Annotated in this window: 14 protein-coding genes; 7 read left to right on the forward strand and 7 right to left on the reverse strand. The window is 49.2% G+C overall.

What is annotated here, in order from left to right:
- The first annotated feature begins 182 nt into the window (after positions 1–182).
- Positions 183–623 carry a response regulator gene (locus tag H6G89_RS33915; RefSeq protein WP_375539719.1) on the forward strand — a complete coding sequence of 147 codons (441 nt, stop codon included), beginning with the start codon at positions 183–185 and terminating at the stop codon, positions 621–623.
- 218 nt (positions 624–841) lie between these two features.
- Here H6G89_RS33915 and H6G89_RS36075 read toward each other — a convergent pair whose 3' ends face one another.
- The gene (locus H6G89_RS36075; RefSeq protein ID WP_255519570.1) at positions 842–973 is read right to left on the reverse strand and encodes a hypothetical protein; all 132 of its coding nucleotides are present in this window, start codon (positions 971–973) and stop codon (positions 842–844) included.
- A 254-nt stretch (positions 974–1,227) separates the two neighbouring features.
- Between H6G89_RS36075 and gltX the strand changes: the two genes are divergently transcribed.
- The gene (gltX, locus tag H6G89_RS33920; RefSeq protein WP_190514428.1) at positions 1,228–2,676 is read left to right on the forward strand and encodes a glutamate--tRNA ligase; all 1,449 of its coding nucleotides are present in this window, start codon (positions 1,228–1,230) and stop codon (positions 2,674–2,676) included.
- On the opposite strand, the gene H6G89_RS33925 is transcribed toward gltX, so the two are convergent.
- A complete protein-coding gene (locus H6G89_RS33925; RefSeq protein ID WP_190514429.1) occupies positions 2,614–2,787 on the reverse strand; it encodes a hypothetical protein in 174 nt (57 codons plus the stop codon). The genes gltX and H6G89_RS33925 overlap by 63 nt on opposite strands.
- A 94-nt stretch (positions 2,788–2,881) precedes the next feature.
- Between H6G89_RS33925 and H6G89_RS33930 the strand changes: the two genes are divergently transcribed.
- Positions 2,882–3,397 carry a hypothetical protein gene (locus tag H6G89_RS33930; protein WP_190514430.1) on the forward strand — a complete coding sequence of 172 codons (516 nt, stop codon included), beginning with the start codon at positions 2,882–2,884 and terminating at the stop codon, positions 3,395–3,397.
- 224 nt (positions 3,398–3,621) lie between these two features.
- Here H6G89_RS33930 and H6G89_RS33935 read toward each other — a convergent pair whose 3' ends face one another.
- Positions 3,622–4,272 (reverse strand): pentapeptide repeat-containing protein, encoded by a 651-nt coding sequence (locus H6G89_RS33935; protein ID WP_190514431.1) that lies wholly within the window; start codon positions 4,270–4,272, stop codon positions 3,622–3,624.
- A gap of 72 nt (positions 4,273–4,344) precedes the next feature.
- Between H6G89_RS33935 and H6G89_RS33940 the strand changes: the two genes are divergently transcribed.
- Positions 4,345–4,923 carry a superoxide dismutase family protein gene (locus H6G89_RS33940; protein WP_190514432.1) on the forward strand — a complete coding sequence of 193 codons (579 nt, stop codon included), beginning with the start codon at positions 4,345–4,347 and terminating at the stop codon, positions 4,921–4,923.
- Between the two features lie 95 nt (positions 4,924–5,018).
- Here H6G89_RS33940 and H6G89_RS33945 read toward each other — a convergent pair whose 3' ends face one another.
- The 3 genes from H6G89_RS33945 to H6G89_RS33955 form a co-directional block, all read right to left on the reverse strand.
- Entirely contained in the window at positions 5,019–5,759 is a 741-nt protein-coding gene (locus tag H6G89_RS33945) for a PP2C family protein-serine/threonine phosphatase (protein ID WP_190514433.1), read from the reverse strand.
- A 30-nt stretch (positions 5,760–5,789) separates the two neighbouring features.
- Positions 5,790–7,484 (reverse strand): ABC1 kinase family protein, encoded by a 1,695-nt coding sequence (locus tag H6G89_RS33950; RefSeq protein ID WP_309230165.1) that lies wholly within the window; start codon positions 7,482–7,484, stop codon positions 5,790–5,792.
- 218 nt (positions 7,485–7,702) lie between these two features.
- Positions 7,703–8,026, reverse strand: a complete 324-nt coding sequence (locus tag H6G89_RS33955) for a DUF6825 family protein (protein ID WP_190514434.1) — start codon at positions 8,024–8,026, stop codon at positions 7,703–7,705.
- 329 nt (positions 8,027–8,355) lie between these two features.
- Between H6G89_RS33955 and lptC the strand changes: the two genes are divergently transcribed.
- Positions 8,356–9,522 carry an LPS export ABC transporter periplasmic protein LptC gene (gene lptC / locus H6G89_RS33960; RefSeq protein ID WP_190514435.1) on the forward strand — a complete coding sequence of 389 codons (1,167 nt, stop codon included), beginning with the start codon at positions 8,356–8,358 and terminating at the stop codon, positions 9,520–9,522.
- A 16-nt stretch (positions 9,523–9,538) separates the two neighbouring features.
- On the opposite strand, the gene H6G89_RS33965 is transcribed toward lptC, so the two are convergent.
- The gene (locus H6G89_RS33965) at positions 9,539–10,858 is read right to left on the reverse strand and encodes a D-alanyl-D-alanine carboxypeptidase (protein WP_190514436.1); all 1,320 of its coding nucleotides are present in this window, start codon (positions 10,856–10,858) and stop codon (positions 9,539–9,541) included.
- A 43-nt stretch (positions 10,859–10,901) separates the two neighbouring features.
- On the opposite strand from H6G89_RS33965, the gene H6G89_RS33970 reads away from it, so the two are divergent.
- On the forward strand, positions 10,902–11,561 hold the full coding sequence (locus tag H6G89_RS33970) for a cofactor assembly of complex C subunit B (protein WP_190514437.1): 660 nt from the start codon (positions 10,902–10,904) through the stop codon (positions 11,559–11,561).
- Positions 11,562–11,624: 63 nt separating this feature from the next.
- Positions 11,625–12,140, forward strand: a complete 516-nt coding sequence (locus H6G89_RS33975; RefSeq protein WP_190514438.1) for a DUF456 domain-containing protein — start codon at positions 11,625–11,627, stop codon at positions 12,138–12,140.
- The last annotated feature ends 137 nt before the right edge of the window (positions 12,141–12,277 follow it).

Raw genomic sequence — 12,277 nt, forward strand, 5'->3', positions numbered from 1 at the left:
AAGTTTACGATATATTTCTTCTGGCTCATACACCCTCCAGTCTTTGAGTCAGTTTATCAGTACCCGCTAAACTAGGCAAAGTTCCTTTGGTGGACTACTAGGACGGACGAATGCGTTACTAAAGAATTCCTGGAAATTCTCGTTAGATACAACAATCGGCATGTATTTTTGCATTATGGTGCATGTTATCCCCTCAAGTTTCAACTGCAAATGGCGCGATCGCCTCACGCTCTATGTCTTCTATCTCTCGTCCCACAGTTTTAGTCATCGACGACAGCCCGTTGATGCAAGAAATGATCAAACGAGCATTGGCAGGTTCCTATCACCTGCTGACGGCTAGCAGTGCGACAGAAGCATTGTCCTTGCTGGCACACCAAGCCGTATCCATCGTGCTCCTTGATATCACAATGCCGGACATAGATGGATACGAGCTATGCCGTACCCTGCGAAACCTACCCCAATTTCAACAGTTGCCAGTGATTATGTTGACTGCACGAGATGGCGTGTTCGATCGCGTTCAAGCCCGACTTGCAGGGGCAACTGAATATTTAACCAAACCGTTTGATGCTGCTAACTTGCATCACACCATTGAAAGATTCATTCAAAGCAGCACACTCGCTTAATAGCCCAGCTTAATAGCCCAGTTAGTGCTGCTAATAACTGAAATAGCCCCTTCTCTAGCTTCTAGCCAGAATTGTCAACCGGGAGAATATATCTACTTGAGCGAGCAGGAGAGGCATCGCTGTTTTGCCATATCTAAACTCCATATCCAGACAAAGCCTACAGTGGGGTTTGCTCGTGTTTCTACCTTCTCACTGGTGCTGTCTACTTGCTTTCACCTTCAACGTTCATCCAATTCCTCAATGCCTGCCATACCGATCAGGCTAATTCCTAAAATTCCAACTGCAAACAACCCCAAATTCATCAACGGGTTCAAAAAGTTTTGAAAGGTCAACACCCAACATAAAGCCAATGTGGTTACAAGGATAACCACAAAAAGTTTGAGAAGACTAAAAATATTCATCAACTCACCTAACGAAGCGTAATAACAAAGCTCGAATGAAGCGAAGCTTAGTCATGATCCAGGCTAAAAACTGGACACATTTTTGCCATCCCACCACTGTACTCACCCAACCGAGTGAAAAGAGTTCACGCCGTAACATTACCCATGAATCGCTAGAATTTTAATGTGTCTTCATCTTGCTGAACTTTAAATCATCTAACTTTATGTCTGTTCGTGTCCGCCTTGCTCCTAGCCCAACTGGAAACCTGCATATCGGTACAGCCCGTACCGCTGTATTTAACTGGCTATTTGCCCGTCACCATGGCGGACAATTTATTTTGCGAGTCGAAGACACTGATGTAGAGCGATCGCGCCCTGAGTATACCCAAAACATTCTAGAAGGATTGACCTGGTTAGGGTTGACCTGGGATGAGGGACCCTTCTTCCAGACCGATCGCATGGAGTTGTATCGGCAGAAAGTCCAGATACTTCTGGATAAGGGTTTAGCCTATCGTGCCTACGACACACCCGAAGAACTCGATGCTATGCGAGAGGCACAAAAAGCCAGAGGAGAAGCCCCTCGCTATGACAATCGCCACCGCAATCTAACCCCAGAACAAGAAGCCGCGTTTCAGGCAGAAGGTCGCAAGCCCGTCATTCGCTTCAAAATTGACGATGCGCGAGAAATTACCTGGAATGACCTGGTGCGAGGCAACGTCACCTGGAAGGGACGTGATCTGGGAGGCGATATGGTGATTGCCCGCGCGGCTGAGGTGGGTGGGGTCGGACAACCCCTCTACAACTTCGTAGTGGTTGTCGATGATATCGATATGCAGATGACCCATGTGATTCGGGGTGAAGACCACATCGGTAACACTCCCAAGCAAATCCTGCTCTATGAAGCACTGGGCGCAACAATTCCTCAGTTTGGACACACCCCACTGATTCTGAATCAGGCTGGAGCCAAGCTCTCTAAACGGGATGGCGTGACCTCCATCTCCGACTTCAAAAAAATGGGCTACACTGCCGAAGCGATCGCCAACTACATGACCCTGCTCGGTTGGTCGCCCCCAGAAGGCATGGCAGAAATCTTTGCTTTAACCGAAGCGGCTCAACAGTTTGGGTTTGAGCGAGTTAACAAAGCAGGAGCCAAGTTTGACTGGGACAAGCTGAACTGGATTAACAGTCAATACCTGCACCATATGCCGCTCGATCGCCTGACCGATTTGCTCATTCCCTACTGGCAGGAAGCAGGCTATTCCTTTGATCCCCAAAGCGATCGCCCCTGGTTAGAGCAAGTAACCACACTCATTCAAGCCAGTCTGACGCGCCTGGACGATGCGGTTGCCATGACGCGCTACCTATTCATCGCGGATGTCGGTTTTACGGAAGCCGCCACGACCCAACTGCAACAAGAGGGAACCGCGATCGCCCTTCAAGGTATTCTAAAAGGACTCGGAGAAACTCCATCGTTGAGCAGCGAAGCCGCTCAGGCTCTCGTGCAGCAGGTTGTCTCTGCTGAAAAGCTGAAGAAGGGCTTGGTGATGCGATCGCTACGAGCCGCACTCACAGGTGATATGCATGGTCCTGATTTGGTGCAATCATGGCTATTACTCCATCACAACGGAGTAGATCAACAGCGACTCCAACAGGCGATCGCGATCGCACAATAGATCTCCATAGATCTCTATCAAGCAACCTGGTTTGCGAGCTATCAAATTGCGATCGCTGTCCTCCATCAGCCAGGGTTGAGCAACGGAACTATGACGATTGCCACTCGTCAAGGACAATCTGAGGAGCCACTGTTCAGCCCTGGATATCGCCGTGAATATTAGTTCTCTGTCTGATCGTTTTCTTTATCCCCGTCCCCCAGTCACCATGTCCATTCACCGCTTAAATGTGGGAGTCACCCTGTCAATGGCGATCGTTGCGGCAACAGGCGTGCTAGCCAGTTTCTCGAATGCCTTACCAACCAGAGCGCAGATCGCTCAATCCCAACCGCTAACCATTTTTGAAAACGTTACCCTCAGTCCCGGTTTCTCACCCGATCCGACAACGGTACGAGGCATTAGCGGGGGTCCACGACCAGCAAGCGACCTGGCAGGACGAGCAGACACAGCCACAGGTCCGTGCATTGGTTACATTGACGAACAACCCGACCACACCGTCACCCTAACCGAGTTTTTTGACTACCTTAGCTTGCAAGTCGAGAGCGCAGACGACACAACCATCGTGGTGCGTGGTCCTGGAGGCACCTGGTGCAACGATGACTACAACGGGGTCAATCCCGGCATTGCCGGACAATGGCTCTCAGGCACCTACGAAGTGTGGGTCGGCTCCTACGAAACCAACCAATATTCGCCCTACGTCATTCGCATTTCAGACTCGCGATAAATGGCAGAAGGCTTCAGAAGTGAAGGTGTATACTCCTTTTTCACCCTTCTCTTTTTGGCGTTGCTGAATAGAGGGATGATTATTTTGACACAGACGTGAGCGAGACGCTCACACTCCTTTCAGGTGAATCGTTTAAGCCAGTGCGAGCATCCTGCTCATGCCTCATTCATTCCCAAGATCAGCAACTCCCTCTTTTCTCGTTCCTGGCTCCAGTACCTCACACCTTACTCTCCTCCACAATCTCGATTGGAAACCGACCCATCCGGCATAGTCGTTCTGCAAAATTGGGCTTGCTCCATGAGCGCACCCCTCAAACTCGCTCCTTCAAATGTTGCCTCCGTTAAATCGGCTCCTGTAAAATCAACTCCTTCTAAACCCACCTCACCCACCGGGGTAAATCCAACCACTCTAAAATCAGCACGAGTCAAGTTAGCATTTTTGAAGTTGGTTCCCCTCAAATCAGTACAGGTTCCCGCGCCACAACGAAACTCTGCCGAGGTCAAATCAGCCCCCTCAAAATTGGCATTATTTAACTCAGCTTGCCGGAGAATTGCAAACCTGAGATTTGCACCCGAAAGGTTGGCAGCGTTTAGCTTTGCTGCCCCTAAAATGGCTCCCTCTAGATTAGCCCTCGACAAATTGACCTGATCCAACTCGGCAAACGAGAGATCTCGATGCGAGAGATTACACCCCTGACAATCCCGGATTTCTCCTTCTAAAAATCGCTCTGCCTTCATCTGAGGTGTATTCACCCACCACAAAATCGCCAGGGGTAAGCTCACAAATCCAGCAATGTATCCCAAACAACCCATTGCACAAGAACGGGGATTCAGCCACTTCTGCGATCGCCCATCAATACGTCCTCCGGTTGCCATCACTTTCTCTCCCCCTTCATCATCTCCAGCAAATCACTATAAAATTGGGGTGCAGTCCCTTGCTACCTGCTTATGCCTTTCGCTCGCAAAATCACCAAAGCTCTAACGCTCCTCTTGTGGATTAGCCTATTAGCCTTGATCTACATCGGCTTACAGGGGTCAACCCTCCAATCCTTAGCCGCCGAGCTTTCTACGGGGCAAGCCGCGATCGCAGCCACAGCAGCAGACTCCGATCTAACCGGGGAGGTCACCCTCTCAGCCACACCCGATGGGGTAATCATTCAAGCCACTGTGCAAAATGCCCCACCTGGAGAACATGGCTTCCACATTCATGCAGGCTCAAGCTGTGCAGACGGGGGTAACGCCGCTGGAGGACATTTCAACCCCGATAACGTCAAGCATGGTCAATTGGTGTTAGATGGCTTTGATAATGCCCATGCTGGTGATCTGGGCAACATTATCATCCGGTCAAATGGCGAGGGCACGTTGAGCGAAACCATCCCCGGACTCAACCTGACTCAGGGCAAATACGCGATCGCCAACCACGCCATCATCCTGCACGAAAATATGGATGACTTTGGTCAACCTACCGGAAACGCAGGCGGCAGAATCGGCTGCGGCATCATTCAGGTTTCGTCCAACCCACTGTAGAGGCGAAGCATTCACCAGAAAACCTATCTGTAGTTGCAAAACCTATCTATCGAATTCTCGCTCCCCCTGGAAAAGCAAAGAATTGAAAGAGCAAATCAATGGGGCGGATTGTTCCCATCGATCGCCACAATCACCACAGTAATGTTATCTCGTCCACCCTTATCTTTTGCCGCATTCACCAAGGCCATCGCCGCTTTGTCACAGGCTCGAATGGATTTGAGATGAGACGCAATCAGGTGATCCGACAGTTCTTCAGTTAACCCATCACTACACAACAACAGGCGATCGCTCGGTTGCACGTCCAGCGGTTGAGCATCCACCTGGCGCAGATCTTCCCGCCCCAAACACTTCGACAAAATGTGCCGCCAGGGATGAATCCGAGCCTGATCAGGCGTCAGATCCCCCAGCTTCATCGCTCGCGCCACCCAGGTATGGTCTTCTGTAATTTGCTCCAGCTTCGCTCCGCGCAATCGATATAACCGGGAATCTCCAATGTGGGCACACCAGGGTTGACCATTGCGGAAAATCACAACAACCGCCGTCGTCCCCATGTCTGACCGCTCTGGGTGCGCCACCTGGTCTTGTAGGATGGCTTGGTTTGCTTTAAGAAATGAGTTTTCTAAAAGAGTCTTAGAAGGTTCTAACGAGTTCCAATTCTCATCCAGATAAAGCTGAATCGAGCGGGTCGCAATCCGGCTTGCCTCCTGCCCTCCTGCATGACCTCCCATACCATCAGCGACGATAAAAAACCGTCCATCGGGGTCGATGTAATAGGCATCTTGATTAACTGAACGGAGGAGTCCCGGATCGGTAAGACCCGTGAAGAGACACTTCATAAAACGACTAGCATCGTAGACAAGTGGAATTTAAAACATTCGCTCGAAGCGATCGAGACGAATCAGAAGCCGAACTAGAGCAACAGCCGCAACAGCCGCTGCGATCGCTGATATCACAGCCAACCAAATAAATTGGTTTACTAACAAAATCGTAGCTGATAGAGTAAAAACTCCAACCAAAATGGTGTAGTTAGTCCCCATATTAACGTTACTAAGACGACGAAGCACCCGATCAGTTTCCGTCGATCGCACCCGGATACGCAGATCACCCCGTTCTAGTTTTTCGATTGTATCCTCAATTCGCCGAGGTAGACCCAATGCAGTGCTGCTAACTTGAGCCGCCTGCCGACTCAGCTCACCGAGAAACCCATTTGAATCAGACCCATTATCAGTACTCATAATTTGCATTGCAAATGGTTTTGCAACCTCCATAAAGTTAAACTCAGGATCTAACCCTTTGCCAACCCCCTCTAGTGTTGAAAAGGCTCGCATCACAAACGTAAACGTAGCAGGAAACCGAAACGGCTGATCGTAAGCAATTTCATACAAATCGTCACTAATCGCAGACACTGATTGGTTCTCAAACGGCTGATCCATAAAGTGATCCAGCATGTACTGAATCGATCGCCTGACTGGACCCATATCCTCTGCTGGCGCAAGCGCACCCAAATCAATCAAAGAAGCAACGACGCGATCGGCATCCTTTTGAGCAATCCCAAAAAAGGTATCTAATAACTTTTCACGGGTTACGAGTTGTACCCGCCCCATCATGCCAAAGTCATAAAAAATTAACGCCCCATCCGAGCTAACCGCAATGTTGCCAGGATGCGGATCCGCATGGAAGAAACCATCATTGAGCAATTGTTGTAAATATGCCCTGGCACCCAGCTGTGCCAGAACCTTCCGGTCTAAGCCAGCGGCCTCCAGTGCCTCATAATGGCTAATCTTAATACCCGGCAAATATTCCAGCGTCAGGACTCGCGGTGAAGCATACCGCCAGTACACACGAGGGACTTTTACCCAATCCTCATCCCGGAAGTTTCGCCGGAATGTATCCGCATTCCGCCCTTCATTGATGTACTCAATCTCTTCCCAGAGAATGCGGCAACACTCTTCATAGATGCCCAGCCAATCTCGACCCCGCCCCCAGGTGGGATGGCTTTGAAAGTAGCGAGCAATTCCCTTGAGAATAGCTAAGTCAATTTCAAATAATTTTCTTAAACCCGGTCGCTGCACTTTGACGACTACTTCTTCCCCAGAGTGCAACTGTGCCCGATGCACCTGCCCTAAACTTGCAGCCGCCAACGGAATGGGATCAAAGCTGCTGTAGAGTTCAGGAATCGTTTTACCAAAATCCTCAGCAATAATCTTCTCAACCTGTTCGTAGCTAAACGCAGGCACTCGATCCTGAAGCTTAGACAATTCCTCAACATATTCAACGGGGAACAAATCAGCACGAGTCGAGAATAACTGCCCAACTTTGATAAACGTTGGTCCCAGGTCAAGCAATGTCTCACGAATCCAGATGGCTAGCGATCGCCGACGAGACGCTTTAGCCTCATCCGTCATGCCACGGGAATAACTCCAGGGCTTGTTATAAGCCCACTGAGCCACCAGCAACTTCAACACAAATGACCAAATGTCAGTAAAGCGTCGATGCCGAGAATAATTTTCTCGATTCCAGCGATAGGCTTTACTGCCATAGGATTTTGCCCCATTAGACACGGGCAGACTGCTTATAACATTATCAGTAGACCTACTCTGTCCATCAAATCTTTCTCCTAAAACATAGGAATGAGCCGGAGATCCATGCTGTCTCGCGCGTTTTTTAGATGGAGGAGTGTCATCAGGAGGAAAAGCCACTCGATCGCCTACAAATCTTAGGGAACAATAAAGTAAACAGAATGTAACTAAACTAACGGCTACACCGTCATCACACAATCTTAATTAGAACGGTTGCGATAGAGCTGCAACTCTGCTCGCAGCTGAGCTGTCTCTGCTCGCAGTTCGTCAATCATGGCTTGCAAATCTTCTTGCTTATTAGATGACTCATAACTAGAGCCAGTTCGATTTTGCAAAGCCAATGCTTCTTCTCGATTTGCCCGCTCAAGAACTTGCTCCATAAATTGGCGCAGATTCTCTCGCTGCTCAGCATCAAACTTGCCCAAGTCACTTAGGGCATTTGTCAAAGAAGCTTCTAATTGCTCACCGACCGCTTCAGCAAAAGCTCTACCGACGAAAAAAGCATGAACCAAAGGGTTGCTCATAAAAAAAGCTCGTAAAGAAAGTTTGCATCCCATCCGCAAAAATTATAGCTTGCTTACTCTTATCGTGCCCCAACTTACAAGGGGATTGTAGGAGAAGAAGTAAAAAGTTGAATGGTATAACCCCCAACCCACTGAAGATCATCCGTGCTCTAGCCAGATGATGTTTCTGCGGTGATGGGTTAAGCTATATGCCACAAAAACAAGGCACTTACGCCACTGGCAAATCACTAAATAATGGAGTTGAGGAGCAATTTGATGACCTGATTCGTCTCTCTGAACGGTAGGCTATTGATGTGGAGCAAGACGCTAAATCAAAGCGCGAGAAATGAATGTTGGGTTTGTCTTACTTAAAACAATCTAGCTTAAGCCCCGTGTGGTGGCGCAGGACGACGATTGCCGTTCTGATCATGACGCTATTGCTAGCCACAGGTTGTCGTCAGCGAAATCGGACAGCTGAGCGACTGGCTGAAGATAGTGCTGCCGCCCAAGAAATTGAAAGTAATCTAACATTCAACAACATCACCCTGGAGCAAGCGAACGAACAGGGTCAGACTTTGTGGAATGTTCGGGCAGACCAAGCTATTTACAGCCAGGACCAACAAATTGCCCAGGTTACAAATCCGGATGGAGAGTTGTTTCAGGACGGCAAACCAATTTTTCGCATTCAAGCAAGCCAGGGTGAAGTTCGGGAAAACGGGGAAACCATTATGCTGCGAGGGCAGGTGGTTGCAACGGACATCAAGACTGGGGCTGTGCTACGGGGAGATGAACTAGATTGGAACCCGGCACAAGGATTGCTAATCATTCGTGGCAATCTGCGAGGCAGCCATCCCCAATTTCAAATGTCTGCCAATGAAGGAAGAGTGTTAACCCGCGATCGCCGCATGGAGCTTTCGGGTCAAGTCGTAGGACTGGCTTCTAACCCAACTGTGCGCTTGCAAGGCGAACGGTTGACCTGGAACATGGACGCGGAAACAGCCGTAAGCGATCGCCCCCTCCGCATCGATCGCCTCCAGGGAAGCCAAATTCTGGATACTGCCACGGGAGAAAGAGCGGAATTTAACTTGAAGACAAAAATTGCTACCCTTACTCAAAACGCCTTTCTCAACTTGGCCGATCCTCCTGTCCAGGTTTCTGGCAATTCCCTCATCTGGAACCTCACAGCCAGAACAGTTAATGCGAATCAACCTCTAACAGTAGTCCACCGCCAACAGCAGGTCACTCTCACCGCTAATCAAGGTCAGATTGATTTGCAAAAGCGCATTATGTATCTCACGCAAAATGTGCGCGCCGAAGGACAACGCAATCAGTCTCAGCTACGGAGCGATCGCCTCACCTGGAACATTCCCACACAGGATTTTCTAGCTGAAGGCAATGTCGATTATCGCCAAAACAACCCACTCGTAACTTCACGCGGTCCACGGGCAACGGGTAAACTGCAAAACCAAACTATCGTCCTCAGTGGCGGCAGAATCACAACTCAGATTGTGCCTTAGCCCATCAAGATCAACCTCAAAGAACTTCATTACGACTGGGAGCACCCAATTGATTTCCCGGTTGAGAAGCGCGATCGCTTGGTGTGATTTCAGTCGGCAATGGAGTAGGTGCTCCCCACTGCTGTTGTAGCGTTTGCAACAGCAAATCCTGTTCATCATGCAAAGCCTGGAGGTCTGCTGTGCCCACGTTGATAATGGCAAACCACACTAAGCCGCGATCGCGTGTTGGAAATGCTCCTGCTAATGCACTCACCGCATCCAGTGTCCCGGTCTTGACTGCCGCCCCGGTGGGAATGCGTCGCCCTCCCAGGGTTCCTCGCTCTCGACCAATCACTGGGAACAAGTCCGCTACATTTAATTGATGCGGTTCTAAGTCCTGTTGAATCGCCACTAACATCGCACATACCGCTTTAGGCGAAATGCGATTCTCCATGCCCAACCCTGAACCGTTGATCAGTTGAACTTCCTCAGCAGGCACCCTCGCTCGCTCAGCCGCTTTACGAGCCACGATTTCAGCCCCACCCAACTGCTCCGCCAACAAGTCAGACATCACGTTGTTGCTATACACATTCTGCGCCTTTAGAATCTCTACTAAAGGCAGCGATCGATGACGGATGAGCGAAACATTTGCCCGACGTTTTGCCTCCTCCAACTCCATCACTTGCACTAAACCCTCAACCACCACACGAGGTCGAGCCGTTCCTGAAGGCAGCGTTTGATATTGAGCGTTTGCCTCTGCATTCCACAAATCAGCATTTAACCCCTGCCGCAACAACTCCCCAGCCACGACAGGATCCGTTTGAAAGTTCATCGCAAAGTCACCTGCGATAATCAAATTGCCTGCGACTCGGTTAATTCCCATTTGGTTTAAGGCGTTTCCCAGGGCGATCGCCTCCTCCCAAACAAAAAACGGATCTCCCCCTCCTTGAATCACCAAATCTCCCTGAATCACCCCTCCCTCAACAATTCCAGTCGCTCCCACTAACGTCTCAAATTCATGATCAACGCCCCATGTTTCCAACGCCACTAACGTTGTCGCAATTTTGGTCAGTGATGCGGCTGAAAGCGGAATATTGCCCTGATTTTCTGCCAGGATTTGATTACTAACCTGAATCCAAACTCCCTGCTGTGCAGTAGGCATTTGAAGGTTAATTAGACGATTCAGGTGTTGCTGGACAGCAGCAATAGCCGTGGGATCAGGGGCAGATTTCGGTTGCCCAATGGATGCAATCCAGTCAGCATTGAGCCATTGCGACCAATCCGTGGCTTTCAAAAGCTTTACCTCACCACCGTCTAACCACAACGATAAAAATCCAGACGCTAACAGTTCAAACACACCAATCTCCAAACGATCCAATAGACACAACTACAATCTAAAAATGGCTAAATCAGATCCAAACTATTTCCTACGACTTCTGCCCATCATAGTGGGTGTTTTGGCAAGTTGCTTGCTCCTGGTCAACCGCCTACTAACCGCTAATCTGACGGACTCTCAAGCCAGATCAGATGCCGTTGGCATTATTATCAGTGCTGTGCTGGTCTTAACTGGGTTACTCTGGCAACAGATCCAACCCAAACCTCCAGAAGCGGTTGAGTTAATTGGCGAAGAAGGGTTTGAGTTAGTTCCCGATTTACCAGAGGCGATTAAAACTGAGCTAGCCTGGGCATCTCATCTGCTACTGACTAACACTGCAACCAAAACTCTAGTGGTGTGGTACCGGGGTCAAACCTTGTTGCGTCGAGGGATTCTTCGCTCTGATGCACAAGTAAATTTAGGGGCGATCGCCCAAAGAGCGATCGAAAAACAAAAAGCAGTTTATCTGGTCAACCTCAAACTCTATCCAGGGCGGGTAGAATTTGGCTTCCTTCCAGAAAATACTCAAGGAATCATCTGTCAACCAATTGGGAGAGAGGGGCTTTTAATCTTGGGTGCTAATGCTCCCCGTAGCTATACCCGCCAAGATGAAATCTGGATTACTGGCATCGCAGATAAGTTAGCGAACACCTTGCAAGAGGCACAAACTACTACTAACCAGTAACTATTTGTCTCAACTCCTTCACCCATCAATTAATAACTAATCCCTCAAAAACTACCAATATCAATGCTGATTCTATACTGGCTTCTTGTTGCAGTCATGATTGTGGGAGTTGTGGGAGCCGTCGTTCCAGGACTCCCAGGCACGATTTTGATCGTTGGAGCGATCGTAACTTGGGGGTTTTTAAACAGTTTTACAGGACTTGGCATTCCACTGACTGTCGCTATCCTCGTTCTCCTACTAAATTCAGGAGTTGATTTCTTAGCCACTTATCTCGGGGCAAAGCAAGCTGGTGCAAGCCGTTGGGGGCAAATTGGAGCAGTAGTCGGCTTTTTTCTCGGCTTTTTAGGACTATTGCCAGCATTACCCGTCGGCGGTCCACTGATAGGCATTCTTATCGGTCCACTAGTAGGCGCGATCATTGGAGAATTTCTATACCGACGTGACATTCAAATTGCCGTCAAAGCTGGAATTGGTATCCTCATTGGCTCAGTCATTGGCAGTTTAATTCAAGGATTACTGGCGATCGCTGTCGTAGCTACTTTCCTCGTCACTACTTGGACACAAATGCAAACTCTATAAACAAAAAAGGTCCCCTACGAGGAGACCTTTTGAATATTACCCTGGCACTGAGCTATTTTTGCGGGAGGCTACCCTCCAACTATCTTTGCCGCAACAGCGTTTCACACCTCAGTTCGGGATGGATGAGAGTGGGTCCA

The organism is Oscillatoria sp. FACHB-1407, from assembly GCF_014697545.1.
In the GTDB taxonomy this organism is placed as follows: Bacteria; Cyanobacteriota; Cyanobacteriia; order Elainellales; family Elainellaceae; genus FACHB-1407.

Excerpts from the sequence above, each read along its gene's own strand:
- H6G89_RS33975 (WP_190514438.1), top strand. The coding sequence starts at position 11,625 with ATGCTGATTCTATACTGGCTTCTTGTTGCAGTCATGATTGTGGGAGTT.
- lptC (WP_190514435.1), top strand. The coding sequence starts at position 8,356 with ATGTTGGGTTTGTCTTACTTAAAACAATCTAGCTTAAGCCCCGTGTGG.
- gltX (WP_190514428.1), top strand. The coding sequence starts at position 1,228 with ATGTCTGTTCGTGTCCGCCTTGCTCCTAGCCCAACTGGAAACCTGCAT.
- H6G89_RS33915 (WP_375539719.1), top strand. The coding sequence starts at position 183 with ATGTTATCCCCTCAAGTTTCAACTGCAAATGGCGCGATCGCCTCACGC.
- H6G89_RS33930 (WP_190514430.1), top strand. The coding sequence starts at position 2,882 with ATGTCCATTCACCGCTTAAATGTGGGAGTCACCCTGTCAATGGCGATC.
- H6G89_RS33970 (WP_190514437.1), top strand. The coding sequence starts at position 10,902 with ATGGCTAAATCAGATCCAAACTATTTCCTACGACTTCTGCCCATCATA.
- H6G89_RS33935 (WP_190514431.1), bottom strand. The coding sequence starts at position 4,272 with ATGGCAACCGGAGGACGTATTGATGGGCGATCGCAGAAGTGGCTGAAT.
- H6G89_RS33955 (WP_190514434.1), bottom strand. The coding sequence starts at position 8,026 with ATGAGCAACCCTTTGGTTCATGCTTTTTTCGTCGGTAGAGCTTTTGCT.
- H6G89_RS33945 (WP_190514433.1), bottom strand. The coding sequence starts at position 5,759 with ATGAAGTGTCTCTTCACGGGTCTTACCGATCCGGGACTCCTCCGTTCA.
- H6G89_RS33940 (WP_190514432.1), top strand. The coding sequence starts at position 4,345 with ATGCCTTTCGCTCGCAAAATCACCAAAGCTCTAACGCTCCTCTTGTGG.